This is a genomic window from Bacillus sp. FAU18 (genome assembly GCF_056033885.1).
The window spans coordinates 436162-461640 of sequence record NZ_JBVYHZ010000004.1 but is presented as its reverse complement, the minus strand read 5'-3'; the positions used below and the strand labels follow the sequence as shown (position 1 = coordinate 461640).

The window sequence follows — 25479 nt, the reverse complement described above, 5'->3', positions numbered from 1 at the left end:
ATCAGAAAAATGTTTCACATGGAACGCTGGGAGGAAATTAACTCAAAAAGGGGGTTGGTTGCTGAATGATTAACATGCTTTCTAGAAGATTCAGCAGGCCAAAGGGCGTCATCGGCATGATTGCCGGGTACATCATGGCTGCTGAAAATCAAACACTGAATCAGTGGACAATCAATCAGTTGGGTATCACGCGCGGGGACAGCATTTTAGAAGTCGGGTTTGGCCCGGGATACTGCATGCAGCAGATGCTGAAACGCGAGAAGGATGTTCATCTTCATGGGATTGATGTGTCAGAGGCCATGCTGAAACTGGCCGCCCGCAGAGTGAAACCAAAGGGCGTACGCCTGATACAAGGAAGCATCGAGACATTTCCTCTCCCCGCCTCGTTTTATGATAAAGTGATTTCCGTTAACAACTACACCATTTGGAATGACCAAACAAAAGGCATGAAACAGATTTATCGGGCATTAAAGCCAGGCGGCAAAGCAGCCATTACGATGCAGCCGCGGGAAGCGGATGCCAGTCCTGAGAAAACCAAATCATTTGGAAGACAGATGATTGCTGACTTTAAAGCAGCCGGCTTCGAAGACATTGATATACAATTTAAGAACATTAAGCCTGAGCTTTCCGTCTGTGCAACTGCAAAGAAGCCCGCCACATAAATTGGGCGGGCTTCTTCTTTTATGAATGTACAGCCTGATTGCGCAGGACGTCTTTTTTCACCTTGCCAAGGTTGTTTTTCGGCAGTTCGTTAACAAATTCAACTTCAGGTATTTTGTAAGCGGACAGGCGTTCTTTACAAAATGCGATGACATCCTCTTCCGTGATGCGCTGGCCGCCATTTTTCACGATAAAAGCTTTCGGTTTTTCACCGTAAAGCGGGTCTGGAATACCGACCACAGCCGTTTCAAGGATTCCCGGGATCTGCTGGATAACTTCTTCAACCTGATCAGGATAGACGTTATCGCCTCCGTAAATAATGACATCCTTGTAGCGTCCCGTGATGAAAATAAAGCCATCTTCATCTACATATCCTGAATCTCCGGTTTTGAACCAGCCGTTTTTCAGCACTTTCGCTGTTGCTTCAGGATTGTCTTCATAGCCTTTAAATAAGAATGGCGTGTGAACAACGATTTCGCCGATTTCTCCTTGAGGGAGTTCTTCTCCCGTCTCAGGATCTTCGACTTTGACTTTAACGCCTTCCACAGGTTTCCCCGCAGATGCCGCTTTATCCATTCCCATCTCAGGCAGCCATGTGCTGATGCCCCAAGCCTCAGTGCTTCCATAGCCGTGCGCGAGCGGAATGCCGATATCAAGATAGCGGCGGATCAGGCTGCTCGGCACTTTTGTTCCGCCTGTCATTAAAATCACAAGCGAAGATAAGTCGGTTTGATGCGTTTCCCACGCTTCAAGCAAATACGTGTAAAACACAGGAAGAGCCATCACAGTTTGAATTTTTTCTTCTTCAATGACCTTCAGCATGTGAACAGGATCTTGATCCTTTGTAAACACAAAGGTTGTTTCTGCAAACGTTCCAAGCATGATGCAAATGAGCGCACTCGTATGATAAATCGGATGGCACGCGAGAAAACGAAGGCCCTTCATGCGTGCTATTGAGCTGTTGGATTTTTTAACGTATCTGTATATGCCGCCATGTGTAATCATGCATCTTTTCGGGTTTCCCGTTGTTCCAGATGTAAACATCAGAAGTGCTGTATCATCAGGGGAAACCATTTCCGTCTCTGGCAAATGATCAGGACCTGCAAACAGCGCTTCAAATTCAGCCGATGTTTCGTAAGCTGTTCCTGTTTCCATTGTTACACACAGTGAGGACAATTCAGGAAGAACTTCATCCAGTGTCTCTTTAAACTCCGCTCCGTAAAACATCGCTTTCGGTTCACTTGCTTTTAAAATGCCTGTCATTTCATATGGTTTCAACTGCCAGCTGACAGGTACGACAACAGCACCTATTTCAAGTGCGGCGAACATAACAGTTGATGCGGGATGGCCGTTTTTGCAAAGCAATGCAACACGGTCGCCCTTTTGAATTCCTTTTTGAAGCATGGCATTCGCCAGCTGATTAATCCGTTTACGGTAACCTTTATATGTCAGTGTATGGTCTCCGCTTTTTACAGCCTCTATTTCTTCGCTATTCGGCATGTCATGCAGAATCAGATGCTGTAATGTTTCCATATCGTCATCTCCTATATTCTCTTGAATCTTCAATAATTTGTTAGATTTTCTTCCCTGCATCACCCATTTTAACCCAAAAAAGATAACTTGTAAAACTATTTCATTTTGGAATTATTCCAATACTGAATGATAAAATAGTCCCACATTTTCTTATTTTGTTCCCCATCCACAGAAAAACACACGCCAAATTTTTGACGTGTGCCATGCAGGTTTACAGTATGTTTTTTTCTTTCATCCATGTGAAAAATATGCGGTTTAACCGCTGATACAATTCTTGTTCTCCTTCTTCCTGAAACCCCGCCATGCTTTCTCCGCTCTCGATAATTGCCGAGCTGATCGCGCTTAAAATCTCCGAGCCTTCAGCAGATAATGAGCTAGGCGCCATCATGACGAGAATGCGTGTCATTCTGAGGGTATTTCCGTCCATGCCATCCACTTCATAGGAGGTGCTGAGATCAAACATTTTGAAAAAAGGCAGGACGATTTCATCATTTTTGAGATGATAGAGCGCCATGTTTGTTCCGGGGATTCCCAATCCCCCTTGTTTCTCCCGCTCAGCCAGGCAAACCGCAGCTTTTTCCGGATCACGGATCAAGCCATCCTTTTTCAGCTGTTGAAAAAGCTCTAACAGAAGCATGCTATGATCCGGGTTTGTTTTGAGTGGAGCTAGCGTAAAATGGTGCAGAACATCTTGGATAACCTCCATATACCGCCCTATGCTTTCCGCCGCCTCTAGCATGTCAGGTACATCAGCTTGCTGCGCCTCTTCCTTCGGGCTTCTTTTTTTGTTAAGAATAAGGGGAATCTTCCGCTTGATATACTGCTTGACCTGGTTTGCGTCTTCCTCATTTAATAGCGGGCTGACCATGATGTAATCAATGTTTTCATAAGGAATCGGTACAGTGGACACAATCATATCATAGGCTTGAACATCCTTCCCCTTTAGCTCGATCAGGGATGACATATCAAACGATTCAATTTCCGGCAGCTCTTTTTTCAGTCTGGAGGCAAGCATTTTCGAGGAGCCGATCCCGCTTGAGCAGACGACAAGCGCTTTCACTTTTGCTTCTTCTTTTTTGATTTCAAGAGCCGAGCCAAAGTGAAGGACGATAAAAGCGATTTCATCATCAGAAAAGGACATGCCCGGAAAATACTTTTCGACGCCTTCTTCGATCGCCATATAAAGCAGAAAATAATCGCGCTTGATCTGTTCCTTCATCGGATTGTATATCTCAATATTTTCTTTTATGCGGCTGACGGCCGGCTCCAAATGGGCAATCAAGCCTTCATATAAAGAGTAGTTTTTCGTCAGATCCATTCTGATTTTGTCTGAAATAAAAGCAATGAGCCGCTTTGTTTGCAGGGCTGTTTCCAGCTCAATTTCCTGCGCTTTATATTCTGTTTTATATTTTCGATTGGCGCTTCGAAGGTGGATTGTAATATAGCCGACCTCCGCCTCTGGAATCGTCACGCCGAAGGCACGTTCAAGCTCGCCCGCGATTTCAAGAGCCGAACTGTATTCTTTCGCATTCTTCAGTTCCTCAAGCTCATTTTCCTCCATGGTGATGGTTTCCCCAAGCTTAATTCGTTCGATCGCATACGTCAGATGGACGACAAGCGCTATATAGGAGCTGTCGGACAATGAAAAAGCGATTTTTTCTTTGAGCTGAAATAAGATGCGCTCCATTTTTAGCAGCTCACCTTTGCTGACAACACCGAACATTTTCTCTGAAGAATCGGTTTTTCCTTTGATGTTTAATTCAACCGCTTCCAAAAACATTTGGATGTCGAGACGGTTCACAATCAAGTTGCCGACAATTTTCCGTTTCGCATTCTCCGGCCCTATGAGCTGGATGCCAAAACCTCTTTTGCGGATCAGTGTCAGTCCGAAGGGAGAAATCCACTTCTCGAGCTCATCTAAGTCATAGCTGACCGTGGCATTCGTCACCTGGAGATCATGAGCAAGCGTGTACAGTTTGACGGGCTCCTGAGACTCTAATAACGAACAAAGAATGAGCAGTTTCCGTTCGTCTGCGCTGTATTCATGCTGTTCATATGATAAATCAGTAAGCAGCTTTTGTTTATCCTCGGGACTTCCCACTGCTTTCAACCCTTTACCGGGCTGTTTATCTAATGTAAGCCCCACGGTTTCCATCAGCGGTTTAATTGATTTGAGTTCCCTGTGAATGGTTCTCGTGCTGACTTGCATCAGCTCAGCAAGCTCAGTTACGGTTATATATCTGTTTTGTAATAATAAGTGCTTTAACAGCTTTTGTTCTCTGGCAGTCATATACATAAAAAAGACCTCCTAGACAATCTTGATGTGCGGATGAAGTCGCAAGGAGATGCAGTAGAGGATATAGAGAGGTTTCCTTTTAATATAAAACGCTTTCAAGAAAGAATCAATCACTTATAAATGGTAATTTGGCACTAAGCGGTGTGACAATATTGAAAAAGCATCAGCTGGTAAGCTGATGCTTTTTATGGAATATCGTAACCCTGTACGGCTGTAAAAATGCGGAACCATTGATCCTGGTCAAGCTTGTATGACAACGCATTTATCGCGGCGGAAATCCGCTCGCGCTTTCCGCTTCCGACAATCGGCATGGTGCCGGCCGGATGCGTGAACAGCCATGCGTACATGACCTCGCCCAATGAAGCGGCGCCGATTTCCCCTTGGACAGATTCTAGCGCCGTGCGGACACGCCGGTCTTTATCCGTGTTTCCAGTGAATACTTTGCCGCCTGCCAGAGGCGACCAAGCCATCGGCGGAATCCGTTTTTCCTGGCACAGGTTCAAAGTGCCGTCGAGCATATTTTCTAATTCGTATGCGGAAAGCTCAATCTGGTTGGTCACAAGCTTCTCAGGCAAATACGATTCCAGCATCCGATACTGGTGATCTTTAAAATTTGAAACGCCAAAGTACCTGACCTTGCCAGAGCATTTCAAGGCCTGAAACGCCTCTGCTACCCCCTCCGGATCCATGAGCGGGTCCGGTCTGTGAATCAACAGCACATCAATATAATCCGTCCTTAAGTTCATAAGCGATTGCTCAACGGATGCCAAAATATGCGATTTGCTTGTGTTATAATGATGCGATCTGTGAGCGGGCCGTTCAGGCGATTCAAGAACGATACCGCATTTTGTGACCAGCTCTATGTTTTCTCTTAATCCAGGCGAAAGGGCAAGGGCGTTTCCAAACAGCTTTTCGCACGTATAGCCTCCGTAAATATCCGCATGATCAAAGGTCGTGATGCCGTGATCGATACACCATTCAATGAGGCTAAGCAGTTCAGCATCTGAATAGTTCCATTCATTCAGCCGCCAAAGCCCGTGTATGACTCTTGAAAATTGAAGATCCTCCGCCAATTGAATACGCTGCATGCAAAATCCCTCTTTTCTTTGTATAAACCGGGTTTTGCCCCTTACTAGTTCATTCGGCCTCAGATCCCCTTTTTCCTTTCGCTCCTTTTAAAAAGACATTTTAATTCGATTGAAATTGCTTTTTCGCTTTCTCAACGACATAGTGGCTGCCGCCGCGGTCCTGCACATTTTGGATCATCATGGCGACAAGCAGGTCTTTGTTTTTGTAATCGTAGCCGACAAACCAGCCATTTTCCGTGCCGTCTTTATCATCTTTTGATGTTTTCAGCTCGGCTGTTCCTGTTTTCCCAGCCACTGTGATTCCTTTCACGACAGGCTTATACGCTGATCCGCGCTCATCTTCCACAACGCCTTTCAGACCTTTTGTAATGTCTGCCGCTCCTTCCTTGGTGACCACTTGCTTGTGCCAAACATCAGCTGTTTGTGAATCTTTTTTGATCAGCGTCGGTTTGACAAGGTCTCCATTGTCAACAAATGGCGTGTAAGCAGTTGCCAAGTGAAGCGGAGACATTTGCATTTGCCCTTGTCCGTAGCCTGTATCCGCAAGCAAAATGTCTGAATCAAGCTTGTCATTTGCAATAGACGATTTCTGGATCGGGAATTCATACGGAACGTCCTCTGAAAAACCGAATGTTTTTAAGCCTTTTGTGAAGATGTCCGCTCCCATATCAAGCGCATTCTGGGCAAAATAAATATTGTCTGACGTAATAAGGGCGTTTTCCAAATCGACTTGTTGAAGTCTCTCAGACACACGTGTCACTGAATAGCCGCCCCAGCTCGAATCTTTTTGCCACTCCTTGCCTTTGATTGTTTTCTTCTCATCGGCTTTAAGGGTGCCGTTTTTGATTCCAATAGCAGCCGCAATCGGTTTAATGGTAGAACCTGGCGCGTATGTCTTATTGAATTTCGCTGAAAACGGATTGTTTTTATCTTTGTTTAGCTTTTTCCATTCCTTATCGCTCCAGCCGAAAATAAATCCGTTTGGATCGTAGGAAGGCGCGCTGACAAGGGCGAGTGTTTCGCCTGTCTTCGGCTGCAGCGCGACTGCCGCCCCGCTGTCATCCTTCAGTTCATCATACAGCTTCGTTTGCGTTTTGATATCAATTGTGAGGTGAAGATCCTCGCCGTCCTTTGCTTTCTTTTCAGCGATGACTTCCCCGGTTTGCGGCACGTAGATTTTCCAGCCAGTTGTGCCTCTTAGCTTGTCTTCATACACATTTTCAAGTCCGGCGATACCGATGTTAGACGTATCGCTGTACGTTCCTTCTTTCTTTTTCTTCAGTTCTTCCGCTGTAATGGCGCGGACATAGCCTGTCAAATGGGCTGTCTTTTCGCCATACGGATAGTAGCGGGAGCTGACATTCGTTCTTGTTGCGCCTTGTAATGACGTCGCTTCAGAAACTAATTTCTCTTGGTCAGGCTTGACCTTTTTGAGCGGCACAAACGAATCGTCTTTTACCCAGCCTTGATTCAGCTTTTTCTTGATGTCGTCTTCAGTCAAATCAAGTTTTTTGGCGAGGTCTTTTATAACTTTCTCTTTTTTATCGCCAAGCTCTCCGGGAACAATTCCAATTTCCGGAACATCTGTATTGACAGCTAAACCTTTTCTATTTTTATCGTAAATTTGGCCTCGTTTCGGTTCAATGCTCATAATTTGCACGGTTTTGTCGTCAGCCAGCTGCTTGAAAATAAACGATGGGTCCCAATCTATATTCCATGACTCCTCGTCATCTGTTTTTTCTAATTTCAGCACAGCAGTATTCTTGAAGCTGACTTTGCCGGCATTTGTGTTCATGCTGACTTTATACGGGATATGTTTCATCGTCTTGTTGTCTTGATCGTCCTTATCTACTTCTCCCGCAGTGACTTTCAAATCTTTTACGCCGGCCTGCTCATAGATGGCTTTATACCTGTTGACGAAATCTTTTTTGGAGATTTCTTTTTTGACATCTTTAGTCAGGCTTTGATACATGTCATCGAATTGCTGATCGTTCCACTGTTTCACGAATGCTTCCATGCGATCCTCTGGTGAATCTGTTTTGGAGCATCCGATTAACCCAATCAATCCGACGCATAGAAATACTAGTAGAATACACTTTTTTAACATGACTTTCCCCTGCCTTCCACTTGTTATTTTCTCTTAATTGAATTGGTGCGTGCAAGATTTTTTTGAAAATGAAGGAAAAGTTCACCGATTTTGCAGAAATCTCCTATCGTTTGCTGTAGACTATTTGAAAAGACAGAAAGAAGGGATAGCATGGTCAGAGAGGCAGCAATGCTTCACATTAAAGAAGGCCTTGAACAAGAGTTTGAGGATGCATTCCGGCAAGCGGCGCCGATTATTTCCGGCATGAAGGGCTATATCACTCACTCGTTATCAAAATGCATGGAGGAAACGCATAAATATCTGCTTCTTGTGGAGTGGGAAACACTTGAGAACCATACGGAAGGCTTTCGCGGTTCTTCAGAGTATCAAGAGTGGAAAGCCTTGCTTCATCGATTCTATACCCCGTTCCCGACGGTCGAGCATTTTCAGGATGTGTAATAGATTTATATAATATGAAGTGTAAAACCGATAAGGGAGACAGACCATACAAAAACGGCGGTATAAATATTAAAAGCGCCTGAGCCGTCATTTTCTTTTTTGCGTTCTTCAAGCCCCTGCATAAACATGACCGCGCCAAGAAAGACGAGCATGACCGATTGGATAACAGAGGTGTGTTCCGTATAGTTAAAAGCAATAAGCGCCAGTATAATAATGATAACCGCAAAAGACATTTTAAAAATCCGAAACAAAAGGACCATCCTTCCTTATATACGAAATATTGAACGTTATGGCTATATTTGCCTACGTCCTCCATTATTCTAGCGCACTTTGTTTGTCTGTAGAACAGAAGACAGAGAATTTTAAGTTTCTTTTAATATTTCGATCACACATAAAAAACGCGCCTGTCATGAGGCGCGTTTTTTATGAAACTGATCATTCTTTATAGCCTAGCTTGTGAACGGCTTCAGCCATCGCTTGATAGCCTTTGCAGTTCGGATGGACACCGTCAAAGGACAGATATTCCCGCTCCTTGCCTTTGAAGATACTATAGGCATCTGCGATTTTGACATGGGGTGCTGATGCAAGTGTTTCTAAATGTGAATTAAAGGATGTGATCCATTTGCCGGCGATTTCAATGCCTGGAAACGGATTGTATAAGTTGAACACTCGGATGGCGTACGGGGAAGGATTTTCTCCTTTAATCTCGGCGATTTTGGCAATCATCTTTTCAAAATTCTCATGGCAATGGGCGGATACACGGCTGAAAATCGTTTCATCCTTAGAGGTTTGGTAGGCTAAGACCGAATCGATGAGATCGTTTCCGCACCCTGTGATCGTTATCATATCAGCATCTCGAATGCATTTTTGCACATAGGGATATGAGAGGAGTCCCAAAATCTCTTCTGTATTCAGGCCTGATCTGGCAAATATGTTTATTGCCGTTCTTGTTTTCAAGTCAGCTTCCATCATGTCCCCAAAACGCTGGACGAAGCCGGGTGAAAACAGCCCGGAGCCTCTCCCTGTCGTCAAGGAATCGCCCAGAGCTGTATATCGAAGCACCATGTTCTTTCCTCCACTCTTGAACGTCGATACGTTAATGTACGCAGCAGAGAAAAGATTGGCTACTTATGTATATCCTATTTTTCTTGAAATCTGTAAAGCGGCGTCCTTCACCTTTTCTGTTAAATAGGGCAGCCTGTCTTCTGTAAATCTCGCTTCAAAGCCTGCAATGCTAATGCCGGCTGCCACCTGATGCTTATGGTTAAAGATCGGGGCGCCGATCGCCGCCGTATAGTTTTCGAGCTCTGAATAGCTGACAGTATAGCCATTTTGCACAGAGGCATCAATCTCCTGAAGCAGTTTCTCGGGATCGGTAATCGTTCCGGAGCCAATCGAAATGAGCTCGGTTTGTTTGATGTATGCTTCGATTTCTTCACGGGGAAGAAAGGACAGAATGCTTCTGGCGCACGCTCCCGCGTATAGGGGGGAACGCCTGCCGATCGCCGTATACAGCCGCACAGTCTGTGTCCCTTCTATTTTCTCAACGTATATCGCTTCATTGCCGTCCCTCATGATCAACTGCACGGCTTCATCCACTTCCCGGCACAGCTCTTCCATCACCGGTTTCGCTATTTTTCTGATATCCAGCCTGTCAGCGACAAGCTGTCCGAATTCCAAAAACACCAATCCCAGCGAATAAGCGCCGGACACATCCCGACTGAGGAACCCCATTTCCTCTAAAGAGCTGACCATCCGGTGAACAGAGGTCTTCGGCATTCCCGTCAGCGACACCAGTTCACTTAAGGTTAGGCTTGGTTTATGCAAAAACAAATTAAGCAGCGCCATAGATTTGACTACGGTTTTATTTTTATTCTGCATCATTCATCCCCTTTGCTATGTCAGCCATTCCATCTTCATTCTCGTTTTCAGTTCTTTTATATGCTGTTCCCGTTCTACCGCAAGCGCTTCTGCCTCCTGAAGGGACACAGGCTCAAACTGGACGTGCTCGCCCGGCATGATTTGGGAAACAATCGGAAGATCAGCGGATATGATGTGCGCGATCCTCGGATAGCCGCCAGTCGTCTGCCGGTCTGCAAGCAGGATAATCGGGTTGCCGTCAGGCGGCACCTGAACTGTTCCGAATGAAACCGCTTCCGACACCATCTCAAGCGGTGCTTTCAGTTCGAGCGGTTCTCCTTTGAGCCTGTAGCCCATACGGTCAGACTGCGGCGTGACACGAAATGCTTCTTCATAAAAACGCGTTTTTGATTCTTCTGTGAAAAAGGCAAATTGCTTTCCTTCCAGCACCCGAATGACGGGATTCTTCTTCAATGGCAGAAATCTGCCGCGGCTGACTGACCACTTCGGTGCTGCAAATCCCTGTTTTCCAATCTGCGAACTTAAGCGGGAAAGGATGGTTTGCGAAAGAGCTGACATCTCTCCAATGTTCAGTTCATCTTCTTTTTGAAGCGCTCTGCCATGAAGTCCGCCGATGCTTCCTCTGACGTATGTGCTTTTACTTTCCATGACGGCAGGCACCTCGATGCCGCCGGCTGCCGCCAAATAAGCACGGCTGCCGAGTTTGCAGGGGCCGAAGCTGACCGTGCTGTTTTCCTTGATGAGCACAGGCTTCCATAAAGGCGCTTCCTCGTCATTAATACGCAGCGTGAAGTCCGCCCCTGTCACAGCAATCAGTGTCTGTTTTGAAAAATGAAACGACGGACCGGGCCCCATCATCGTTATTTCGAGACCTGCTTCATTTTCGCCGTTTCCTATCAACAGATTGGCAATGCGCAGTGAAACCGTGTCCATAGCGCCGCTGGCCAGAACGCCGTATTTTTGGTAACCCGTTCTGCCTATATCCTGAACCGTTGTGAGCAGTCCGGGCTTTAATACTTTCATGCTCAATTGGACTCCTCCTTATAGGCGTGATAGTCTTTTTCTGAGATGCGAACGAATTTCACAGTATCTCCCGCCCGCAGCAATGTCGGCGGATTTTCCTGCGGCCGGAAAAGAGCCAGCGGCGTTTTGCCGATCAGTTGCCAGCCGCCCGGCGTTGAAATCGGATAAACGCCTGTCTGCAATCCCGCAATACCGACCGAACCTGCGGGAATCGACGGTCTTGGCGATGATTTTCTCGGAGCAGCAATGCGTTTTGACATCCCGCCTAGAAAAGGAAAACCGGGCGCAAAGCCAAGCATATACACCACATATTCACCGTTTGTATGAATGTCGATTACTTCCTCCGGTGACAGCTGATTGATCTTCGCCACCTCTTCTAAATCCGGACCGAATTCACCGCCATAGCAGACAGGAATTTCTACAATGCGGCGGTTGACCTCATAGTCTTCGGCTATTTCTACCAGCCGCTCTTCGACATCGCGCTTGACCTTCTCAAAAGGTGAGCTTATGCCTTGAGGCAAATGCTTGTACACTTCATACATATCATAAAATACGGTTAGACTTGTAAAAGCCGGGATACATTCAATGAATCCCGGAAATGGCTGTTCTTCTATATAAGCGGCCGCGGCATGGACAATGCCGTTGACCTGTTCATTGATTTCTTCTCCGAATCGGATCATCATTGCAGAATCACCGAGCTGTTCGATTTGATATCGTACAGTCATCTTTCTCACCTCTTTTATTTCTCGTTCATCAGGATGACGAGAGGTTACAGCACCGCAAGCGACTCGTCTCGAATATCTGTGATGAGCATATGCCCCGGCGCATGTGTGATGACCATTTCAGGCTTTACATTCATAGCCACGGCTTGCGGGGTCACCCCGCATGCCCAAAAAACAGGAACCTCGCCGTCACGAATGGAAACGGCATCTCCGAAATCCGGTTTCCCGAGATTGCGAATCCCGATTGCTCCCGGATTGCCGATATGGATCGGCCCTCCGTGCACAGCCGGAAAACGCGAGGTCACTTGTGCGGCACGTACAGCCAGCCGTTCAGGAACCGGCCTCATGCTGACAACCATCTGTCCGTGAAACGCCCCCGCCGGAACACAATCGATATTCGTTTTATACATCGAGACGTTTGTCCCCTCATCAATATGCCGGACAGCTATCCCATTATTGATCAGTGCCTGTTCAAAGGAGAAACTGCATCCGATCAGAAAGCCGACAAAATCGTCCTCCCAGTATGGCGTAATATCAGATACTTCTTCCGTTAAGATACCGTGCCTGTAAATACGGTATTTCGGAAAGTCCGTTCTGATATCAGCATCAGGCGCAGCCAGAGACGGCACGGGCGAACCTGCTTCAGTCACATCCAGCACGGGGCAGGGCTTTTGATTTCGCTGGCAAAACAGCAGAAAGTCAAACGCAAGGTCCTTTTTCAAAACCACAAGATTCGCTTGGGCGTAGCCGCCGGACATGCCAGCGGTCGGCCCGTTTATTTTCCCCTCTCGTATCAGGGCGCGTACATCCTTTGGCGCCATTTTGTTTAATTGCTCCACTTATATCAGCTCCACAATTGAGGAAGTTGTGTACATAACGTGTAGATTCCCATAACTGCCATTACAATCACTACAAGCGCGCCTGTGCTTGTCAGCCAAAGCGGATGCTTATAATCACCGACAATGTTTTTCTTGTAGGCGGCAACAAGCAGCGTTCCGAGCGCAATCGGCAGAATTAAGCCGTTCAGTGAACCGACAAGGACGAGGATCTTCGCAGGCTGGCCGATTGTGACAAAAGCTAACGTAGAAACCACAATAAATCCGATAATAATACCCCGTGAATTCTTTTCAATTTTTGGAGAAAAGGTTTTGAAAAATGAAACAGATGTATAGGCTGCTCCAATAACAGACGTAATCGCCGCAGACCACATGATCAATCCGAAAATTTTATAACCGACATTTCCAGCAGCCAGCTTGAAGACAGAAGCCGCCGGGTTGCTTTCATCGATGTGCAGGCCTTTCGATACAACGCCTAGAACCGCAAGAAAAAGAGCGATACGCATGACAGATGTAATTAAAATGCCGACAACCGAGCTTTTTGTCACCTGCGGAATGGATTCCTTCCCTTTAATTCCGGCATCAAGCAAACGGTGTCCCCCGGCAAATGTGATATAACCGCCGACGGTTCCGCCCACTAGGGTGACAATGGCAAATATGCTGATGTGTTCCGGGACGAATGTATTTGCGACTGCCTGTCCGACCGGAGGAGCTGTCGTCGCCGCAACGTAGACCGTTAAAATAATCATCACGAATCCCGCGATTTGCGTAAAACGGTCCATCGCTTTTCCTGCTTCCTTGATGACAAAAATCAAAATGGCGATAACGGCACTGATTAAAGCGCCTGTTTCAGGTGTAATGCCGAACAGCACCTGAAGCCCCAGCCCGGCCCCTCCGATATTCCCAATATTAAAAGCTAGTCCGCCAAGCACGACGAGAATGGCGATGAAATACCCCAATCCGGGAAGCACCATATTCGCAATTTCCTGACCTCGTTTTCCAGAAACTGCGATGATGCGCCACACATTGGTTTGGGCGAAAATATCTAAAATAATAGAGATTAAGATGACAAAACCGAAGCTTGCTGCGAGTGTGTTTGTGAATGTTGCGGTTTGGGTGAGGAAACCCGGTCCGATTGCTGATGTCGCCATTAAAAAGGCGGCGCCCATCAGCAATGACCAGCTGCCCGCTTTTTTTCCTGCTGTCTTTTTCTGCTGCTCCATCTATTGTTCCTCCTTTATGTTGACTTCTGTTCTGAAATAGCTGTCACTTCAATTCCAGCCGCTTTGAGCTGTTTTCTGATTTTTTGCGCAAATGTCAGCGCATGGGCTCCATCTCCATGAATGCAGACTGTATCTGCTTTTAATGGCACATCATGTCCTTGCTGAGATTTGACCGCCCCTTCTTTCACCATTTCGATGACCTGGGTGACGGCGGCATCATCACTTTCAATGAGTGCGTCCGGCTGGGAGCGCGGTGTCAGCGTGCCGTCCGATTGGTATGTTCTGTCGGCGAACACTTCATTTGCGGTCTGAAGTCCGATCCGTTCTCCCGCTTTTACAAGCTCGCTCTCAGCAAGACCGAAAAGAATCAGGCCTGGATCAATCTTATAGACAGCTTTCGCGATAGCATCCGACAGTTTTTGATCGACTGCCGCCATATTGTATAAAGCGCCATGCGGCTTGACGTGCTGCATGTGAAGTCCCTCTGCTTTTAGAAAGCCAGAGAGCGCGCCAATTTGATAAACGACAAGATCATACGCTTCCTCAGGAGAAATCGCCATATTGCGGCGCCCAAAACCGAGTAAATCCGGCAAGCCCGGGTGCGCGCCGATTTTTACGCCTTTTTCCGCTGCAAGCGCGACGGTTTTTCGCATAACACTAGGATCTCCTGCATGAAATCCGCATGCGATATTCGCTGATGTCACATACTCTAAAATATCTTGGTCAAGGCCTATCTTGTAGGCTCCGAAGCTTTCTCCTAAATCACAGTTTAAATCAATCTGAAACACAGAATCCCTCCTGCCAAAGCAAACGATATGCTTTATGTCATTTATTGTCCCGAAATTCGGAACGACTATTCCGAATTTTTGAACTTTATTTCATTATAAGTGAATCATATCAGTTTGTGAAATACTTTTGTCAGAAAACCTACCATGGTCCCAGAAGAAAACCTGCCAAACTAAAAAAGAGAGTCCATCTTAGGACTCTCTTTTTTTTATAGTACCCAATGGCGAATCGCTTTAGCGACACCATCCTCAATATTTGTATCCGTGATATAATCAGCCGTTTCTTTTACGATGTCTTGCGCATTGCCCATTGCGACGCCAAGACCCGCTTCTTTGATCATCGCAATGTCATTAAGGCTGTCACCCATCGCCATCACATTCTCCATTGTAAAGCCGAGTTTTTCCGTAACCTTGGCAAGGGCTGCAGCTTTGTTGATGCCAAGCGCGTTGACTTCAATGTTTGTCGGACTTGAATTTGTGATTTCAAGCTCTTTGTTTTTTCTCAGCTCCTCCAGCACTTCATTTCGGATATCATCATCCTCGATGTCAAAGCCGAATTTGAGCCATTCATGATCCGTAATGTTTTCCGGAAACTCGCCTCTCCATACTTTATTCACCGTAGAGGCCCAGAAATTAGTGTTGTGCTTATTCCGCAAATCCCACATCATTTGAATATGGTCCGTATGGAGCAGCTTCCGTTCCACCAAATTAAAATTCGAATCCCAAATTTCACTTCCGTTTGCCGTGATTAGAAAGGATGACAGCTTTAGCGATTCCGCCAGCTCCCGGCACGTCATCAGCGTCCGGCCCGTGCTGATCACCACATACACACCTTTATCCTCCGCTTCACGAATGGCTTTGCGGTTTTCATCCGAGATCAGCTGCTCGTCGTTCAGCAGTGTACCATCCATATCAATTGCGATCAGCTTGATATCTACATCTTCTCTTTGAACAGACATATATGTACCTCTCTTTATCTTTTTGTTGTGCTTCTCTCTATTCTAATACATTATACCCAGCGGGACAAAAAAGCGATTTCCTATGTTTGAGGAGAACGGATAAGAGGAAAACAAACGATGAGGTGATCAAACATGACAGAAAAAAAACAGCAAAACAAACCAAATGAAAACCCCGAGCACAACGACTTAACCGATCCGATTCCTAATGAAGAGCTGAAGGAAAATATGAATGATGAAAAACACAAACGCCAGCAAAGAGATAACTCTCAAAGCGAACGGGATTACGACACAAAATAGAACCCCTCACAAAATGTTGTGAAGGGTTTTTTTCATTTTTCAATATAGATGCCGATTTCAGCTTCAGCAACAGGCTGCTCTCCAACTGATGCCTTGGCATGTCCGAACACAAACCCGCGCCGATTGCGCGTGACTTCAAACGTAAGATCAAGCCGGTCACCGGGCACAGCTTCTCCCAGCTTTTCCGCTTTCTTCACCGAAGACAATAATCCCAAGCTGTTCTCATCTGTAATTCCTGTAAAAGCCGCGGTTTGCGCAAGCGCTTCAATCACAAGTGAAAACGGCATTTCTGTTTGCGTATCAGTGATAAACCAGTCGTTCTCACTAATCAGCTTATAAGCTGCCGCGTGTTTGCCGGGCTCGCTATCCGTCACGCCATCAATAAACAAAAATGGATAGCGGTGAGGCAAAGATAATGAGTTCATTTTATATCTCCTTTTTTTGACCATTATATCTCAGCCTAAAGCGAAACGATAGGATATAATGGAAAAAACACAAAAGGAGGCCGCTATGTCCCCAAAACCGCTTGTCATTCTCGCACACGAAATATACGGTGTAAACAGCCATATGAAAAAGATGGGCCGGCTGATCAAAATGGCTGGATATGATGTGTTGACGCCCAACCTGCTCGGCGAAGATGAAGTCTACACACTGCAAGAAGAAAAAACGGCATACGAACAATTTACAAAACACGAACGGCTGAAAACGGGAGAAACCATCATCCAGAATGTGATCAGGCAAAACGCCGGACGGCACATCTTTGTGATTGGCTTCAGCGTAGGGGCTACTATCGCATGGAAATGCAGCAGTATGCCTGAGGTGAGCGGATCGGTTTGTTATTACGGTTCCCGGATACGCGACTCTCTTCATCACGTGCCAGCCTGCCCGGTCCTATTGTTTTTCCCTAATTATGAGCCGTCGTTTGACGTAGCGCTTCTTATCAATAAACTGCGGGAAAAACAGCATACCCATCTTGAGATTTATCAATTCGATGCGCTTCACGGTTTCGCCAATCCTGATTCTGTTTATTTCAACAGGACCCTTTTCTTCCAAACGCTTTCTATCATAAAAAACGGGGCGGAAAAACGGCTCCGCCCTGTTTCATCAGAAATTTATTAATCGCTTACAGTGCTTTATTATCGCGTGTTTTGGTTCCATACGTTCCATGTTCTTTGTTGCACTGAGTTTTATTTTGCCTGTCTCATCTCACCGAATGGATAAAAGACGAGAGATTCAGTACCGATGATATCGTCCTCAGAAGGCATGCCCATTCCGTTTCTGCTATCCAGTGAATTGAGACGGTTATCTCCCATCACAAAATATTTACCGGTAGGAACCTCAACCTCGAAGTCACCCGTTAAGGTTACACCCGATTCTTTGACCTCTTGTTGTTGTTCCTTTAAGTACGGTTCTTCCACCTTTTTATCATTTATGTACAGCTGATCATTTTTCATTTTAATGCTGTCACCAGGCAAACCGATTAAACGTTTGACAAAAGAGCGGCCGCTCTTTTTGTCATGAATGACTATGATGTCGCCTCTGTGAAACCCGCCAGTCCATTTGACTGCTTTATCAACCAGAATTCTTTCTGAGTCTTTAAGCGTTGGGGCCATTGATGATCCTTCAATAAGAAAAGGCTTGTAAAACACCAATCTGATCGTAAAAATGAGAGCTGCGATCATAATGATACTGAGTACAACGATCGTTTTGATTTTTCTTTTTTTTCTTTAACGTGATTGTTTTTGCATTCAACTTCCTTCACCCGATGCTTTCCTAAGAATTCCAAATTATTATACAGCATTTGGAACTGCTTGGTTAGACTTTCGTGGAAATTTTCGTAAAGAAATGGACAGGCCGGGGCAGCCATCTGCCCCGACCTGATTCATCAGAGCTTTCTTAAGCGCGAACAGATTTCATCAGTGACCTCAGCCGTTGTGCTTTGTCCCCCAATGTCGCGTGTTTTGATGCCGTCGGCAGTCACTTGCTCCATTACATCCAGAATTTTCGCCCCCAATTCTTCCTCTCCGAAGTGGTCGAGCATCAGCTTCGCTGTCCAAATCTGGCCGATCGGATTGGCAAGGCCCTGTCCGGCAATGTCAGGAGCAGAGCCGTGAACCGGTTCAAACATGGACGGATATTTGCCGGATGGATTGATGTTCGCAGAAGGCGCAATGCCGATGCTTCCCATCAGGCTTGAGCTGATGTCGGTTAAAATATCACCGAACAAGTTGCTCGCCACAATGACATCAAACGTTTCCGGACGCGTCACAAAAAAAGCGGCCAGCGCATCAATATGCTGAGATGATGTTTCGATTCCGCTATAATCAGCGGCTGTCTGCTGAAAGACTTCATCCCAAAACGGCATCGCGTGATAAATGCCGTTAGACTTTGTGGCGCTTGTCACATGGCTGCGCCGTTTTTTCGCCAATTCGAAGGCAAAGCGCATGACACGTTCTGTCGCTTTTCTCGTAAACACGGCATTCTGGATGGCGATTTCATCATCGCCTCTGTGAATGCGCCCGCCGACTTCACTGTATTCACCTTCACTGTTCTCGCGAATCACCACGAAGTCAAAATCATTTGGATGCAGAAGCGGCGACGTAATGCCCGCCATTTGTTTGGCGGGTCTCATATTAATGGAAAGCTCAAGCTCCCTCCGGATTTTCAGCAGCAGTCCCCATAACGATATATGATCGGGAACCAGCTTCGGATTTCCGACGGCTCCCAAAAAAACCGCTTCAAATTGAGTAAGCGTATGTATTCCATCTTCGGGCATCATTTTGCCGTGCTCCAAGTAATAATCACAGCTCCATGGAAAAGCCGTGAATGAGAATGACAAACCTCCGTGTACCTCAGCCGCTGTATGAAGCACTTTCTCAGCAGCCGCTACAACCTCTTTTCCTACTCCGTCTCCCGGTATTGCCGCAATCTCGAATTGTTTCATCGTCATTCTCCTTCCCCTGTTTTCGTAAGCGCTTTCTATTATACTAGATTGCGAGATAGTAAAAAAAAGCCCGTGACATTGTGTCACGGGTGATCGGTTATTGATTAAGTTTCTTTAAAATGATGGCGTGCAACGGTTCATGGGACTGAATGCCGCACACCTCTTGAAGTACGCCGCTGTATCCTTTTTCTTCGATCAGCGCTTGCAGTTCAACCGCTTCAGGATCACCGGTGAAATCGAAGCGCAGTGCTGCGGCAATTCCTTCCGCCAGTGCATTCGGTTCTTTTATTTTCTTTGCCGGGCCTACAAGTCTATCATTTTCTCCCAGTTTTCTGAGAGGTGACCTCGCTACGCGGGTCACATCGTCCGAAATGAAAGGATTTTCAAAGCGACCGATGATTTTTTTGATATATTGTTCGTGTTCAGTTTGCTTAAAGCCATACGATTTGACGAGATAGTCACCAGTTTCAAGCAGCGCCGAATGAACAACACGGCGGATTTCCGGATGATCGATTGCTTCTTTGACCGTTTTGAGTCCGCGCTGATAGCCGACATACGCTGTCACCGCGTGTCCGGTATTGACCGTAAACAGCTTCCGTTCGATGTACGGCGTTAAATCATCAACAAACAGTGCGCCGTTTATGACTGGTGTTTTCCCTTTAAAGCCTGATTCATCAATGACCCATTCGAAAAATGGTTCAACCGATACTTTCAGCGGGTCTTCATGATGCTGAATCGGGACGATCCGGTCAACGGCAGAATTCGGAAAACCTACCGTTTCACTGACGGATTTCTGCTCTGCTTCCGTTAAATGGCTGTATATTTCTTTCTTTAAGAAGCTGCTTCCGCCAATCATATTTTCGCAGGCAATGATATTCAGTGTGTTTGCAGCGTTTCTCCGTCTTAAGCCTTCTGCGATCGACGGAGCAATCAGCTTCAGCACATTCGGGCCGACAGCTGTTGTGATGAGCGCCGCCTCATTCATCAGCCGATACAGCTCTTCGGGCTGACTGCCGCTGTTAATCGCGCTGACCGGGCCAATGACCTCTGATGAACGTCCCTCTTCCGCCAGTTCGACTGTGTATTCTTTTTTTTCGTTGAGGAGGCTGACCATCGTGTCGTTTACATCCGCAAACACCACATCATAGCCGGAGTGGTGAAGCAGTGCGCCGATAAACCCTCTCCCGATATTTCCCGCACCGAAATGTAAGGCGATCATGTCAGTTCACCTCGTTGAAAATGGCGATCAAATCTTCTTCGCTTTTAGCGGAGATCAGGCGTTCAATATTTTCTTCTTCTGAGCAGATAATGGCGATATTAGACAAAATGTCTAAATGCTCATTATTTTTACCCGCAATGCCGAATACCACTTTTGCCGTGTTGCCTTCTCCGTACTCAACGCCCTCTGGAATCTGTATGATTGAAATCCCAGAGTGAAGCACCTCGCTTTTCGCTTCTTCTGTGCCGTGTGGAATGGCAATGAAATTCCCCATAAACGTAGAAGACGTTTCTTCACGTTCAAACATTTTGCTAATGTAATCCTCTGTCACGTAGCCGTTGTCAATCAGCGTCTGGCCTGCCAATTTGATGGCCTCTTCTTTTGATGATACCGTTTGATTGAGTTTAATATTTTCCTTTGCGAGTACTTGCATGAGTATCACTCTCTTTCTATAAGATTACTTTTTCAGCTTTTCAATCAGCTCGTCGTATTTCGGGCTGTTTAAGAAGTTATCCACTGATATGTGTGTCGCGTTCGGCAGCTTTGCTTTCGCGCGATCTGTTAAATCTTTGTGGGTGATGACAATATCCGCATCGCTTGGCAGAGTGTTAATGGCCGTGTTGGTCACACTAATGTCAAGTTCTGCTTTTTTCACCTTGTTTCTTAAGATGGATGCCCCCATCGCACTTGATCCCATTCCCGCATCACATGCAAAGATAATTTTGTTCACGCTTTCAGGAGACAGCTCAGACGCTTCCTCTGCTTTGGCTTGTTCCGCATCTAAAGCAGCTGCTGCTTGGCTTTTCTTCCCCTTCATGGACTGCATTTTTTCTGTTGCGGCAGCCAGGTCTTCTTCACTAGCTTTTGAGGATTTCAGGATCACTGCTGAAACGATGAACGATACAGCTGCAGCGACCAATACACCCGCTAATACGCCGAAATAGCCTCCTCTTGGCGTCATTGCCATCAATGCGATAATGCTTCCCGGTGACGCTGCCGCGACAAGTCCGGCATTAAAGATCGTAAACGTTAAGAGTCCGCTTGCTCCGCCGGCAATAGCTGCGAGAATCAGGGCCGGTTTCATCAGAATGTACGGGAAGTAAATCTCGTGAATCCCGCCGAAGAAATGGATGATCGCCGCACCAGGAGCCGTTGATTTTGAAGATCCTTTGCCAAAGAACATGTACGCCAGCAAAATGCCGAGCCCCGGTCCAGGGTTTGCTTCTACTAAAAACAGAATTGATTTTCCTGTTTGGGATGCTTGCTCGATTCCGATCGGGCTTAAGATTCCATGGTTAATGGCGTTGTTGAGGAACAACACTTTCGCCGGTTCTACAAAAACACTGGCTATCGGCAGTAAATTCGCGTGTACAATGACTTCCACACCAGCCGCCAGCAATTTATTTAGCGTCAGGACAACCGGGCCGATGGCGTAAAACGCGAGAATCGTTAAAGCCGCGCCGACAATCCCTGCCGTAAAGTTGTTGATCAGCATTTCAAAGCCTTGTTTGACTTTATCCTTGAATAATTTATCAGTCTGTTTAATGAGGTATCCGCCAAGCGGTCCCATAATCATTGCACCTAAAAACATTGGAATATCCGATCCGACAATCACCCCAATTGCCGCTGTCGCTCCGACAACTCCGCCGCGGTGGTCGTAGATCATTTTTCCGCCTGTATACGCTATCAAAAGCGGCAATAAATACGTAATCATCGGGCTGACCAGCGTGTTCAGCTGTTCATTCGGAAACCATCCTGCCGGAATAAACAACGCGGTAATGATACCCCACGCGATAAACGCGCCGATATTCGGCATGATCATTCCGCTCAAATAACTCCCAAAGCGCTGCACTTTCACTTTCATGCCGCCTTGCTGCTGTTCTTGCTGCTGCATATATAAACCCTCCCTGTTTTGTTTGTCGCTGCAAGATACAAAAATATGTTCAGAGAATGATGCTTCCCTTTGACTCTATGTTAAAACGCTTACAGTCCCTATACAATTGAAAGTAAAGAGGACTTTGGCACATGACTGTGACAATTTTTTAAAAATAAAAAGGCTCCTGGTTTCAGGAGCCTTTTCTCTTTCCTCTATAAATAATGTTGCCGTTTTGAATCACGTACTTTGCGATCATTCGCTCACTCACAATAAAAACGGGATAGGCGCACACAAGCGCAAAAACAGCCATTGGCACGTGCTGTACAGCCGGCAGCATTGAACCTGCCGCATTGCGGAGGAGCAGCAAAAGATAAATGAGCAGCACAATGGCCGCTAATGATACCAGCATAATCGGAGCTGATACTTTATATTCATAAAGCCGTTCCCGGCAGTGTCCGCAGCGAAATTGACAAGGCACATTTGATGATCTGACCATGTCGCCTGTCAAAGGTTTGCCGCAGTTCGGGCATGGTGTTTCTTTCATAGGGTATTCCTCACTTTCTATTCCATATGTCTATTATACCAGAGTCCCTTCTGTTTCGTTTTGTTGCTGTTCAACACATTTTCACATTTTTTATCATCAGCTTACTTGTCTCTGTCTCTAAAATCCTCTACGCTTAAATAGATCTTAATGAAGAGGGTGTATGAATGCTTCCGATTAATAGACAGCAACACATACTGAAGTGGCTGAAAGAAGAAGGCGCGCTCAGAATTTCTGACATCAGCGCAAAGTTTGGCGTTTCGGAAATGACGGTATACAGAGATGTCAATCAGCTGGTTCAGTCAAATCAGGTCATTAAAACGGCCGGCGGCATCACGCTCCCCGCCAGAACACCTCAAACGGATCATATGTGCAGCTATTGCTTGAAGCCCGTCAATCAAGCTCATTCGGTTCAGCTGATTACGGTAAACCAAGACATTGAACAGCTATGCTGCGCACATTGCGCGTTTTTGCGTTACGCGGATAAAACGGAAGAGGTTTCACACTTGATTTGCAGAGACTTTCTGTTACAGACAACCGTCAGTGCCGGTTCGGCTTATTTCGTCGTAAATGCTGAATTAAACCTGCACTGTTGCCAGCCGCAGGCCATTCCGTTTGCGACACTTGACCATGCCGAACGATTTCAAAAAGGATTCGGCGGAGCCGTCCGCACTTTCGACCAAGCGCTGGAAGACATGCTTCAAGACAGAAAGAAACGCTGCACCTGCACCAAGAAATAACACAACACATACAGCGGAAGGTGGTGTCTGAGTGATGAAGCGAAACAGATGGTGGATCATCCTTCTGCTTTTTCTTGTTTTCCTGCCGAAAACAAGCTTTGCTCACGCCTATATTGTCAAATCCTCACCTGGAGAAAACAGCGAATTAAAAAGCGCGCCTGCACAGGTGGAGATTGAATTTAATGAACCTGTTGAAGAAGGGTTTCATTACATTAAAGTCTATAATTCAAACGGCGACCGTGTGGATACGGACAAGACTGAAATCAGAAAAGATAATCATCACATCATGACAGTGAAGCTGAAGAAGAATCTGCCTAAAGATGTGTACAGAGCGGAATGGAATGCCGTATCCGCGGACGGGCATCCTGTTTCCGGCATCATTCCGTTCAGTATCGGGAAAGCGGATGGCGGATTCAGCAGCCAAAAAGCAGCCGATTCAGCGCTGAATCCGGGAACAGCAGCAGATCGCGCGATTCTGTATACAGCCCTATCTCTGTTTATCGGAACGGTTTTCTTCCATCTTTTCTGGTATAAAGGGAAATCAGAACAGCTCGTCAAACGGACGAGACGTATCCTGACCGGCTCGATCGCAGCACTGGGTCTGGCGCTTTTGCTTCAGCTTCCGATTCAGACAAAAGCGAACGCAGGCGGCGGCTGGGGCAGCGCATTCCAGCTGGGCTACATCAGAGAAACACTGTTTGAGACAGCAGGCGGCTCCATTTGGATCATACAGGCCGCGCTGTTCGTGCTGCTCGCATTTTCTGTAATCCCTGCGATACGGAAAAACCGCTTTTTATCCTTTGGCTATTGGACAGCGCCGCTCATTTTCTTTTTCGGTCTCCTGCTTGCCAAGGCGTTTACAGGGCATGCTGCTGTCGTTGAAGAAAAAACGGTCGGCATTTTGATGGATTTCCTTCATTTAACTTCCGCTTCCATCTGGGTCGGCGGAATAGCGGCACTTGTTTTGCTGCTCTCAAAAGAATGGAGGCAGCCTGACAAAACGCTCGCGTGGGAGACGGTCAGACGGTTCTCCCCATGGGCGCTCACTGCAGTCGGCGTCATTTTGTTTTCAGGCTTGCTCAATGGATTTTTCATCATTCGTTCAATGGATTCACTGTTCCATACAGCGTACGGCCAAGCTCTTTTAGTGAAAAGCGGGCTGTTTGTTTTCATGCTGGTCTTAGGTGCGTTTCATTTTCTGCTTACCAGAAAGCAGCGCCGCACAGGAATCAGCCAAACGTTGAAAGCGGAGTGGGCAATCGGCATCGCTGTATTGATCACAGCGGCCGTGTTTACAAGCCTGCCAAGCCCGCCTGAGCCAGCGCCGGAACCGTTCTACCAAACCAAAGCGATTGAGAACGGACAAAGCGTTTCTCTCAGCATCAGCCCAAACCAGCCCGGAAAAAATGTTTTTGAGCTGCGGGTCACCGACCATAACGGAGATCCCGTGAAAAACATCCAGCAAATCACGTTAACCGTTTATAAAACAGGCCTGTCAGGCAGCGAAAACAAAAGCACCTTTACATTAAAAGAAAAAACAAAAGGCGTCTTCCAGGATCAAAACCTGTCGATTAATGAAAAAGGAAACTGGAAGATCAAAGTCCACGGCCTAACCGGCGACTTTAACGAAATCAATATCATGTTTACAAAGACCAATTAAGGAGTGTTTACGTTGTTGAAAAAAATCGCATTGACACTATGTCCGGCTATTGTCGGCTCCCTCTTATTCTTTACGGCCCCTGCCAGCGCGCACGTTTCTGTAAAACCGGCTGAGTCTGCTGCAGGCTCTTGGGAAACATATACAATGAAGGTTCCTTCTGAGAAAAATCTGCCGACAACGAAGGTTGTCCTCAAAATGCCGAAGGATGTTGAATTCCAGCAATATGAGCCAATTCCGGGCTGGAAGGTTTCCACTCAAAAACATGATGACAAATCAGTGTCCGTGACATGGGAGGCGACTGACGGAGGCATTCAGGAAGGACAGTTCCAGCAGTTTACCTTTGTTGCCAAAAACCCTGATAAAGCGGGGGAAGCTGCTTGGGACGCATACCAATATTACAAAGACGGCAGCATTGTTGAGTGGACAGGTGACGAGGATGCCGATACACCTCATTCCATTACAAACATCACGTCTGCAAAACAAGTGACAGATGAGCACGGCGCCACGAAAACAGAAGACGATTCCGAAAACTCAGGTTCTTCAGCTCTGGACATCACAGCGATTGTGCTGTCTGCGGCTGCTATTATTTTATCTGTAGCAGCACTTGTAAAGAAAAAGCGTGCCTAATAAAGAAAGCGATCCAGATGTCAT

26 protein-coding genes and 1 pseudogene are annotated in these 25479 nt (G+C 46.4%); 7 read left to right on the top strand and 20 right to left on the bottom strand.

What is annotated here, in order from left to right; translation table 11 throughout:
* Positions 1–65 precede the first annotated feature (65 nt).
* On the top strand, positions 66–662 hold the full coding sequence (locus AC0OMU_RS13340; protein ID WP_172850795.1) for a class I SAM-dependent methyltransferase: 597 nt from the start codon (positions 66–68) through the stop codon (positions 660–662).
* Between the two features lie 19 nt (positions 663–681).
* Here AC0OMU_RS13340 and AC0OMU_RS13335 read toward each other — a convergent pair whose 3' ends face one another.
* The 4 genes from AC0OMU_RS13335 to pbpC all read right to left on the bottom strand — a co-directional run bounded on the left by AC0OMU_RS13335 (position 682) and on the right by pbpC (position 7684).
* Positions 682–2193 carry a class I adenylate-forming enzyme family protein gene (locus AC0OMU_RS13335; RefSeq protein ID WP_015382796.1) on the bottom strand — a complete coding sequence of 504 codons (1512 nt, stop codon included), beginning with the start codon at positions 2191–2193 and terminating at the stop codon, positions 682–684.
* 211 nt (positions 2194–2404) lie between these two features.
* Positions 2405–4489: a mannitol operon transcriptional activator MtlR gene (gene mtlR, locus AC0OMU_RS13330; RefSeq protein WP_100506702.1), complete on the bottom strand. Its 2085-nt coding sequence runs from the start codon at positions 4487–4489 to the stop codon at positions 2405–2407.
* Between the two features lie 185 nt (positions 4490–4674).
* On the bottom strand, positions 4675–5577 hold the full coding sequence (locus AC0OMU_RS13325) for an aldo/keto reductase (RefSeq protein WP_474241235.1): 903 nt from the start codon (positions 5575–5577) through the stop codon (positions 4675–4677).
* A 100-nt stretch (positions 5578–5677) separates the two neighbouring features.
* On the bottom strand, positions 5678–7684 hold the full coding sequence (pbpC, locus tag AC0OMU_RS13320) for a penicillin-binding protein 3 (protein ID WP_474241234.1): 2007 nt from the start codon (positions 7682–7684) through the stop codon (positions 5678–5680).
* 150 nt (positions 7685–7834) lie between these two features.
* On the opposite strand from pbpC, the gene AC0OMU_RS13315 reads away from it, so the two are divergent.
* Positions 7835–8122 (top strand): antibiotic biosynthesis monooxygenase family protein, encoded by a 288-nt coding sequence (locus AC0OMU_RS13315; RefSeq protein WP_014478859.1) that lies wholly within the window; start codon positions 7835–7837, stop codon positions 8120–8122.
* A gap of 5 nt (positions 8123–8127) precedes the next feature.
* Here the strand turns inward: AC0OMU_RS13315 and AC0OMU_RS13310 are convergent, their stop codons facing one another.
* The 9 genes from AC0OMU_RS13310 to AC0OMU_RS13270 all read right to left on the bottom strand — a co-directional run bounded on the left by AC0OMU_RS13310 (position 8128) and on the right by AC0OMU_RS13270 (position 15551).
* Positions 8128–8373, bottom strand: a complete 246-nt coding sequence (locus tag AC0OMU_RS13310) for a YczI family protein (RefSeq protein ID WP_003240256.1) — start codon at positions 8371–8373, stop codon at positions 8128–8130.
* A gap of 184 nt (positions 8374–8557) precedes the next feature.
* Entirely contained in the window at positions 8558–9187 is a 630-nt protein-coding gene (gene lipC / locus AC0OMU_RS13305) for a spore germination lipase LipC (RefSeq protein WP_474241233.1), read from the bottom strand.
* A 63-nt stretch (positions 9188–9250) separates the two neighbouring features.
* Positions 9251–10003: an IclR family transcriptional regulator gene (locus AC0OMU_RS13300; protein WP_015482811.1), complete on the bottom strand. Its 753-nt coding sequence runs from the start codon at positions 10001–10003 to the stop codon at positions 9251–9253.
* Positions 10004–10018: 15 nt separating this feature from the next.
* Positions 10019–11026, bottom strand: coding sequence for a 5-oxoprolinase subunit PxpC (gene pxpC, locus AC0OMU_RS13295; RefSeq protein ID WP_174616561.1), 1008 nt, complete (start codon positions 11024–11026; stop codon positions 10019–10021).
* 2 nt (positions 11027–11028) lie between these two features.
* A complete protein-coding gene (gene pxpB / locus AC0OMU_RS13290; RefSeq protein ID WP_029317303.1) occupies positions 11029–11751 on the bottom strand; it encodes a 5-oxoprolinase subunit PxpB in 723 nt (240 codons plus the stop codon).
* 44 nt (positions 11752–11795) lie between these two features.
* Positions 11796–12569 carry a putative hydro-lyase gene (locus tag AC0OMU_RS13285; RefSeq protein WP_474241576.1) on the bottom strand — a complete coding sequence of 258 codons (774 nt, stop codon included), beginning with the start codon at positions 12567–12569 and terminating at the stop codon, positions 11796–11798.
* A 23-nt stretch (positions 12570–12592) separates the two neighbouring features.
* Positions 12593–13807, bottom strand: a complete 1215-nt coding sequence (locus AC0OMU_RS13280) for an NRAMP family divalent metal transporter (RefSeq protein ID WP_003234422.1) — start codon at positions 13805–13807, stop codon at positions 12593–12595.
* A 14-nt stretch (positions 13808–13821) separates the two neighbouring features.
* On the bottom strand, positions 13822–14595 hold the full coding sequence (gene pxpA, locus AC0OMU_RS13275) for a 5-oxoprolinase subunit PpxA (RefSeq protein WP_015382789.1): 774 nt from the start codon (positions 14593–14595) through the stop codon (positions 13822–13824).
* 206 nt (positions 14596–14801) lie between these two features.
* Positions 14802–15551 (bottom strand): phosphoglycolate phosphatase, encoded by a 750-nt coding sequence (locus tag AC0OMU_RS13270; protein WP_003234424.1) that lies wholly within the window; start codon positions 15549–15551, stop codon positions 14802–14804.
* A 132-nt stretch (positions 15552–15683) separates the two neighbouring features.
* Here AC0OMU_RS13270 and AC0OMU_RS13265 point away from each other — a divergent pair, with 132 nt between their 5' ends.
* Positions 15684–15848, top strand: coding sequence for a hypothetical protein (locus AC0OMU_RS13265; protein ID WP_003234425.1), 165 nt, complete (start codon positions 15684–15686; stop codon positions 15846–15848).
* A gap of 32 nt (positions 15849–15880) precedes the next feature.
* Here AC0OMU_RS13265 and AC0OMU_RS13260 read toward each other — a convergent pair whose 3' ends face one another.
* A complete protein-coding gene (locus AC0OMU_RS13260) occupies positions 15881–16273 on the bottom strand; it encodes a 3-hydroxyacyl-ACP dehydratase FabZ family protein (RefSeq protein ID WP_003246580.1) in 393 nt (130 codons plus the stop codon).
* A gap of 85 nt (positions 16274–16358) precedes the next feature.
* On the opposite strand from AC0OMU_RS13260, the gene AC0OMU_RS13255 reads away from it, so the two are divergent.
* The gene (locus AC0OMU_RS13255; protein WP_047182102.1) at positions 16359–16967 is read left to right on the top strand and encodes a dienelactone hydrolase family protein; all 609 of its coding nucleotides are present in this window, start codon (positions 16359–16361) and stop codon (positions 16965–16967) included.
* 68 nt (positions 16968–17035) lie between these two features.
* Here AC0OMU_RS13255 and sipU read toward each other — a convergent pair.
* The 6 genes and pseudogenes from sipU to AC0OMU_RS13225 all read right to left on the bottom strand — a co-directional run bounded on the left by sipU (position 17036) and on the right by AC0OMU_RS13225 (position 22431).
* Positions 17036–17600 (bottom strand): annotated as a pseudogene (gene sipU, locus AC0OMU_RS13250) (signal peptidase I sipU).
* A 133-nt stretch (positions 17601–17733) separates the two neighbouring features.
* On the bottom strand, positions 17734–18798 hold the full coding sequence (locus tag AC0OMU_RS13245) for a tartrate dehydrogenase (protein ID WP_003234436.1): 1065 nt from the start codon (positions 18796–18798) through the stop codon (positions 17734–17736).
* 91 nt (positions 18799–18889) lie between these two features.
* Entirely contained in the window at positions 18890–20011 is a 1122-nt protein-coding gene (locus tag AC0OMU_RS13240) for a mannitol-1-phosphate 5-dehydrogenase (protein WP_047182101.1), read from the bottom strand.
* Between the two features lies 1 nt (position 20012).
* The gene (locus AC0OMU_RS13235; protein WP_003246714.1) at positions 20013–20444 is read right to left on the bottom strand and encodes a PTS mannitol transporter subunit IIA; all 432 of its coding nucleotides are present in this window, start codon (positions 20442–20444) and stop codon (positions 20013–20015) included.
* 24 nt (positions 20445–20468) lie between these two features.
* On the bottom strand, positions 20469–21905 hold the full coding sequence (locus AC0OMU_RS13230) for a PTS mannitol transporter subunit IIBC (protein WP_046340204.1): 1437 nt from the start codon (positions 21903–21905) through the stop codon (positions 20469–20471).
* Positions 21906–22077: 172 nt separating this feature from the next.
* Positions 22078–22431 carry a hypothetical protein gene (locus AC0OMU_RS13225; protein WP_003234445.1) on the bottom strand — a complete coding sequence of 118 codons (354 nt, stop codon included), beginning with the start codon at positions 22429–22431 and terminating at the stop codon, positions 22078–22080.
* 164 nt (positions 22432–22595) lie between these two features.
* On the opposite strand from AC0OMU_RS13225, the gene ycnK reads away from it, so the two are divergent.
* Genes ycnK through AC0OMU_RS13210 form a run of 3 tightly spaced genes read left to right on the top strand, consistent with a single transcriptional unit; the run spans position 22596 to position 25455 of the window.
* The gene (gene ycnK, locus AC0OMU_RS13220; protein ID WP_015382781.1) at positions 22596–23168 is read left to right on the top strand and encodes a copper uptake transcriptional regulator YcnK; all 573 of its coding nucleotides are present in this window, start codon (positions 22596–22598) and stop codon (positions 23166–23168) included.
* A gap of 34 nt (positions 23169–23202) precedes the next feature.
* Positions 23203–24828, top strand: a complete 1626-nt coding sequence (ycnJ, locus tag AC0OMU_RS13215) for a copper transporter YcnJ (protein ID WP_474241575.1) — start codon at positions 23203–23205, stop codon at positions 24826–24828.
* Positions 24829–24840: 12 nt separating this feature from the next.
* Positions 24841–25455 (top strand): YcnI family copper-binding membrane protein, encoded by a 615-nt coding sequence (locus tag AC0OMU_RS13210; protein ID WP_063336066.1) that lies wholly within the window; start codon positions 24841–24843, stop codon positions 25453–25455.
* The last annotated feature ends 24 nt before the right edge of the window (positions 25456–25479 follow it).

Excerpts from the sequence above, each read along its gene's own strand:
- pxpB (WP_029317303.1), bottom strand. The coding sequence starts at position 11,751 with ATGACTGTACGATATCAAATCGAACAGCTCGGTGATTCTGCAATGATG.
- AC0OMU_RS13270 (WP_003234424.1), bottom strand. The coding sequence starts at position 15,551 with ATGTCTGTTCAAAGAGAAGATGTAGATATCAAGCTGATCGCAATTGAT.
- pbpC (WP_474241234.1), bottom strand. The coding sequence starts at position 7,684 with ATGTTAAAAAAGTGTATTCTACTAGTATTTCTATGCGTCGGATTGATT.
- AC0OMU_RS13240 (WP_047182101.1), bottom strand. The coding sequence starts at position 20,011 with ATGATCGCCTTACATTTCGGTGCGGGAAATATCGGGAGAGGGTTTATC.
- AC0OMU_RS13225 (WP_003234445.1), bottom strand. The coding sequence starts at position 22,431 with ATGAAAGAAACACCATGCCCGAACTGCGGCAAACCTTTGACAGGCGAC.
- AC0OMU_RS13300 (WP_015482811.1), bottom strand. The coding sequence starts at position 10,003 with ATGCAGAATAAAAATAAAACCGTAGTCAAATCTATGGCGCTGCTTAAT.
- mtlR (WP_100506702.1), bottom strand. The coding sequence starts at position 4,489 with ATGTATATGACTGCCAGAGAACAAAAGCTGTTAAAGCACTTATTATTA.
- AC0OMU_RS13315 (WP_014478859.1), top strand. The coding sequence starts at position 7,835 with ATGGTCAGAGAGGCAGCAATGCTTCACATTAAAGAAGGCCTTGAACAA.
- AC0OMU_RS13230 (WP_046340204.1), bottom strand. The coding sequence starts at position 21,905 with ATGCAGCAGCAAGAACAGCAGCAAGGCGGCATGAAAGTGAAAGTGCAG.
- AC0OMU_RS13260 (WP_003246580.1), bottom strand. The coding sequence starts at position 16,273 with ATGAACTCATTATCTTTGCCTCACCGCTATCCATTTTTGTTTATTGAT.
- AC0OMU_RS13280 (WP_003234422.1), bottom strand. The coding sequence starts at position 13,807 with ATGGAGCAGCAGAAAAAGACAGCAGGAAAAAAAGCGGGCAGCTGGTCA.
- AC0OMU_RS13285 (WP_474241576.1), bottom strand. The coding sequence starts at position 12,569 with ATGGCGCCAAAGGATGTACGCGCCCTGATACGAGAGGGGAAAATAAAC.
- AC0OMU_RS13255 (WP_047182102.1), top strand. The coding sequence starts at position 16,359 with ATGTCCCCAAAACCGCTTGTCATTCTCGCACACGAAATATACGGTGTA.
- AC0OMU_RS13340 (WP_172850795.1), top strand. The coding sequence starts at position 66 with ATGATTAACATGCTTTCTAGAAGATTCAGCAGGCCAAAGGGCGTCATC.
- AC0OMU_RS13235 (WP_003246714.1), bottom strand. The coding sequence starts at position 20,444 with ATGCAAGTACTCGCAAAGGAAAATATTAAACTCAATCAAACGGTATCA.
- AC0OMU_RS13325 (WP_474241235.1), bottom strand. The coding sequence starts at position 5,577 with ATGCAGCGTATTCAATTGGCGGAGGATCTTCAATTTTCAAGAGTCATA.
- ycnJ (WP_474241575.1), top strand. The coding sequence starts at position 23,203 with ATGAAGCGAAACAGATGGTGGATCATCCTTCTGCTTTTTCTTGTTTTC.
- AC0OMU_RS13245 (WP_003234436.1), bottom strand. The coding sequence starts at position 18,798 with ATGACGATGAAACAATTCGAGATTGCGGCAATACCGGGAGACGGAGTA.
- AC0OMU_RS13335 (WP_015382796.1), bottom strand. The coding sequence starts at position 2,193 with ATGGAAACATTACAGCATCTGATTCTGCATGACATGCCGAATAGCGAA.
- ycnK (WP_015382781.1), top strand. The coding sequence starts at position 22,596 with ATGCTTCCGATTAATAGACAGCAACACATACTGAAGTGGCTGAAAGAA.
- lipC (WP_474241233.1), bottom strand. The coding sequence starts at position 9,187 with ATGGTGCTTCGATATACAGCTCTGGGCGATTCCTTGACGACAGGGAGA.
- pxpC (WP_174616561.1), bottom strand. The coding sequence starts at position 11,026 with ATGAAAGTATTAAAGCCCGGACTGCTCACAACGGTTCAGGATATAGGC.
- AC0OMU_RS13265 (WP_003234425.1), top strand. The coding sequence starts at position 15,684 with ATGACAGAAAAAAAACAGCAAAACAAACCAAATGAAAACCCCGAGCAC.